The sequence below is a fragment of the Thermococcus sp. genome (assembly GCF_026988555.1).
Lineage (GTDB): Archaea > Methanobacteriota_B > Thermococci > Thermococcales > Thermococcaceae > Thermococcus.
Map to the genome: position 1 here is coordinate 1 of NZ_JALSLB010000012.1, position 4,257 is coordinate 4,257.

The 4,257-nt window shown below is 52.2% G+C and carries 6 protein-coding genes; 1 reads left to right on the top strand and 5 read right to left on the bottom strand.

Going from position 1 to position 4,257, the window contains the following annotated elements:
- A partial coding sequence (locus tag MVK60_RS01080; RefSeq protein WP_297435577.1) for an alpha-amylase family glycosyl hydrolase occupies nucleotides 1-2,037 on the bottom strand: 2,037 nt, incomplete at its 3' end.
- A gap of 137 nt (nucleotides 2,038-2,174) precedes the next feature.
- Between MVK60_RS01080 and MVK60_RS01085 the strand changes: the two genes are divergently transcribed.
- Nucleotides 2,175-2,699, top strand: a complete 525-nt coding sequence (locus MVK60_RS01085) for a ferritin family protein (protein ID WP_297435579.1) — start codon at nucleotides 2,175-2,177, stop codon at nucleotides 2,697-2,699.
- 36 nt (nucleotides 2,700-2,735) lie between these two features.
- Here the strand turns inward: MVK60_RS01085 and MVK60_RS01090 are convergent, their stop codons facing one another.
- Genes MVK60_RS01090 through MVK60_RS01105 form a run of 4 tightly spaced genes read right to left on the bottom strand, consistent with a single transcriptional unit; the run spans nucleotide 2,736 to nucleotide 4,219 of the window.
- Complete coding sequence (locus MVK60_RS01090) at nucleotides 2,736-3,080, bottom strand: hypothetical protein (protein ID WP_297435582.1); 345 nt, start codon at nucleotides 3,078-3,080, stop codon at nucleotides 2,736-2,738.
- On the bottom strand, nucleotides 3,077-3,646 hold the full coding sequence (locus MVK60_RS01095) for a molybdopterin-dependent oxidoreductase (protein ID WP_297435584.1): 570 nt from the start codon (nucleotides 3,644-3,646) through the stop codon (nucleotides 3,077-3,079). Before MVK60_RS01095 ends, MVK60_RS01090 begins: the two co-directional genes overlap by 4 nt.
- A gap of 4 nt (nucleotides 3,647-3,650) precedes the next feature.
- Nucleotides 3,651-3,932: a hypothetical protein gene (locus MVK60_RS01100; RefSeq protein WP_297435587.1), complete on the bottom strand. Its 282-nt coding sequence runs from the start codon at nucleotides 3,930-3,932 to the stop codon at nucleotides 3,651-3,653.
- Nucleotides 3,929-4,219, bottom strand: a complete 291-nt coding sequence (locus MVK60_RS01105) for a winged helix-turn-helix domain-containing protein (RefSeq protein WP_297435589.1) — start codon at nucleotides 4,217-4,219, stop codon at nucleotides 3,929-3,931. The genes MVK60_RS01100 and MVK60_RS01105 overlap by 4 nt, the downstream gene beginning before the upstream one ends.
- Between the last annotated feature and the right edge of the window lie 38 nt (nucleotides 4,220-4,257).

Below are 4,257 nucleotides of genomic sequence, written 5' to 3' on the forward strand. Positions count from 1 at the left end.
GCTGCTGGTCAGTGCGGGAACGCTTTCCCTCAGTTTCGCCAGTTTCCGGTAGTGGTCGACCAGGCTCTGGTTGCACTTGTCCCACTGGAGGGGGTACCGCTGCTCATCGTAGTGGTTCTTGTTTCCAAGGAAGCCACACTCGTCACCCTGGAACGTTACCGGCATTCCGGGGAGGGTGTAGAGCAGTGTCGAGAGAAGCTTCAGCCGTTTAACCGCATCGGGCTTGGGTGTGTCCCCCAGGTTTCCCCCTCCAAGGTCGGTAAGGACCCTCGACGTGTCGTGGGAATCTACGAGGTTGAAGCCCATCGCCACGACGTTCTCGCCGTAGGCGGCGTAGTACTTCCCCAGCATACTCATAGTTACTTCCCCCCCGATGGAACCCTTTGCGTAAGGCAGGAGGATGTTCCTCCCGAGGGCGTAGTTCATGAGAGAGTCGAAGCGGTCGCCGCTGACCCACTCCGGTGAAAGCGTCCATATCTCCCCGACGAGGTAGGCGTTTGGATACTTCTCCTTGACCCGTTTCCGCATCTCTGAGAAGAACTGGTCAGCGTTAATGAGGTCGCTTGGGGTATCGACCCTTACCCCATCGAAGCCGAAGTTCAGCCAGTACATAACCGCGCCTAGGAGGTAGCTCTCAACCGCAGGATTCATTGTGTTGAGCTTGGGGAGAGACCCTATGCCCCACCAGCCGGCGTAGGCCTTTCCATCCCCGAGTTTGAACGGCCACTTCTTGATGAAGTACCAGTTCCAGTAGGGGCTCGCCCTGCCGCGTGCTGCAACGTCAAGGAACGCCCAGTGTCCGATACCGCTGTGATCCGGCACAAAGTCGAATATCACCCTGATACCGCGTTTATGTGCTTCTTTAAGAAACTCCTTGAGCTCTTGATTAGTCCCGAACTTGGGGTCGATGCGGTAGTAGTCGTAGGGGTCGTAGCCGTGGACGCTACCTGACAGGAATATCGGGTTGAGATAAATCAGCTTAACACCTAGGGAGCTTAGGTAGTTGAGTTTGTCCGTTATTCCCGCTATGTCCCCCCCGAAGTACTGGTGGCAGCAGTTAAGGGGTGTTATTGGATCACTCCAGTTTGAGAGGAGGGGTCTCTCGTTGCTCATCTCGTTCAGCCACAGCTCGTCACTCTGCAGGGCAAAGACATCGTTGCTCTTGTTTCCGTTGTAGAAGCGGTCGGGGAATATCTGGTATCCTACGGCCTTACTAACCCACTGAACCTGGGGGAACCTGTCAACGCCGTCAAAGGAAAAGAACGGCTCCGCGGAGTTGTTCAACAGGAGCACATCGCTTCCCTTCCGTTCGATCCTGAAGTAATACTTAAAAGGTTTCACGACGGGCACCTCTGCCCTCCACATCTCTCCAGAGCTCCACCAGAGCTGTTTTTCCATTTTAAATTCACCGAAGGACGTTACAAGGGTCGCCGAGCTTATCTCACCCGGCGTCACCTTAAATCTAATGACCGTTCTGTTATCTGCTACTGAAAGGTACGCCGGGTTTGAGGGGTCGTAGTCCAAGTTCAGGCCTCTTTCACCCCTGACTATTTTAACGGCGTTCTTTCCACCGTATCCATCGGCAACGTAGGAATCGGCGGTTGGATCAACCTTTGACATGTCTTTTACCCATTTCCCGTCTATGAAGAACTTGTACTGGTACTTCCCTGGAGGCAGGCAGATTTCGAGGATCCAGGAGCCGTCGGCCATCTTCTTCATGTGCCACTCCTTCCAGTCGTTGAAGGTTCCCCTAACGCTTACGGATGTCACGTTGGTGCCATTGGAATGGTAGGTAAAGGTCACCCTCACCTGTCCGGGCGGGCATGCCCCCTGAAGAACCTCACCAAGGTACAGGGTCGTGTGGTTCCCTGAGGGAAGTTTGAGCGTCCTGTACCTGAGGGACGCGGAGCTTAAAGGGCTATTTCCATGACCTGAAGTCGATGTGCTCCCTCCCTGGAGACAGCCTGTGGCTATGGTGCTCATGAACAAGAGCAGTAAAACGAGAGCCGCAAACGCCTTTTTTACCAACTGTATCACCAGGGGTGTTATGTCATATTCCACATATTAAGTTTTTGCCTCCGTGGATTCCCCGAACGGCTTTACGTGGTATGTACCAAATGCGGGGTAGCAAGGGTTAATAAGGATTGGCGAGAATAATAGCTGGGTGATTTTCGATGGAGGTAACCAATAGGGAAGTCTTTGAGATTGCCGTGAACTCCGAGATAAGGGCCAAAGAGGCCTATGAAAAACTCGCTTCGATGACTAGAAGCGACATCATAAGGGACGAACTCCTTTTTCTGGCCAAGGAGGAGGACAAGCACCGCGAGATAATCGAGAAGATGGCCGAGAGCTTTCAAGAGGGGATAACCGAGCCAAAGAAGATAAAGGTCGACGTCATGGCGGAGTTCAAAGTGATAGCCGAGAAGATGGCTGAGGTAATCAAGAAGCCCGATGTTAACATCGACGAGGTCTATGAGATAGCTATGGAAGCTGAGCTCGTCAGCGAGAAGCTCTACAATGAGCTCGCCAACTACGCCGCCACCGAGAAGACGAAACTGGTACTTGAAATGCTCGCCGACATGGAAAGGAACCACTACAACATCCTCAAGAAACAATACGACTACATCATGCGCTACCCAGAGATATACAGGGGGGAGTTCTACGACCAGCTGATGAAGGACATAAACTTCAACTTCTGAGCCGGTTCCATTTTCTTCTTCAATCTTTGATCCTGTTTATCCCCCGAACTCTCCGTTCAGGGCTATCCAGCCCACGTAGATTAGAAACGCCAGCACGGAGTACTCCATGAGTGCCGCGAGCCTTCTGTGGGTCTTTTCCACCTTCTTCGCCAGTACTTCGGTTCCGGCGTAGGTGTGGAGGACGAGGAGTGAAACGAAGCCCAGCTTAACCAGCCGGCTGAGGTGGATTGCCTGGGAGCGTGAGAAGGTTAGAAATCCTAAAGAAGCGTTTCTTGCAGCCTCGCTCGTCAGCCCGTAGCCGCTGATGACCAGCAGGCCCGCCAGAATCAAAAGTGGAAGCGACGTCCACTCAATCACGGTCAGGGCAGTACTCGGCTTCATTTAGCGCCCTCCGGACCCTCTGTATCCGTGTACGCGTAGTCCGGATAACCAACCCGCTCCCACGTGCCTTTGAAGTCGTAATCAACGAGCCTTATAATCTCAATCCCCTTGATCCATTTGTAACCCCACATCCCCGGAACGACCAGCCTCGGCTTTATGGGCTTTCCATTGAACTCATAGGCCACAATGGTATCATCAGTAATCCATCCAACAAGGAGATCTGTTGTATACCCATCATCCGCATAGAGTGCTATTTTGTAGGCGTTATCTTTCACCCCGGCTTTTTTAAGGAGAATCCTAAGGGGGATACCCCTCCATGTGCCGTTTTTTCTCGGTGTTCGTGGGTTATCCACACAGTATAGAGGTGCACTCACGTTCTTTGAAGGGAGCTTTCTCAAGTCGGAGTAGGTCATATTGTACGGTTTCTCGACCAGCCCAGTCACCTGGATAACTCCGGTTGTATTGGCATTATACCTTTCTTTCGGCTCTTTCCCTCCCCTGGCCAGCAAGTACGTGCCGCCAATAAGAAGGAGAAGAACCAAAAATCCAAAGATTTCTTTTCTCATAACCTCACATCCTCGATATCGAATACAGCAGACCAACTCCAATCAGACCGCTCAGCGAGAGGAGAAGCAACGGCCCGGCAACGCTTTTTCCGAGCCCCATTTCGGCCCAGTGGATGTAGAAAACCACCGCGAGAACGCTCTGGAAGAGGAAGACCAGAGAAACCCCAAAGAGTCTCTTTCCCACCCCAGTATTCCTCAGTGAGTAGTAGTTCTTGAGCAGCATGAGGGCCAGTGCGAGTTCAGTTAAGACGATGAGTATGTTCACAATCCAGTATAGCCCCATCATAGGCCATTCCTCCTTAGTATTGACTCTATTTCATTCCAGTTTTTCTCCACTGCCTCACTCGGTATGTATATGGCCCCGTAGTCGTTGCCAACCCTTTCAACGACACCGTGCTCCCGCATGAGTTCCAGATGGTACTTGACCGTCCGGTAGTTGAGGTTCAGCTCCTTGGCTATTCTGTGGACGTTCATCGGCGACTCCTTTATGCGGAAGAGAATCCTCGCCCTGGTTGGTCCGCCCTTTGATCCAACGAAGAGCCACAGGATGATGCTCCTGAAGTCCCTGTCCATGCTTTTCTTATCCATCTAAAAATAAATAAAGGTTTGGC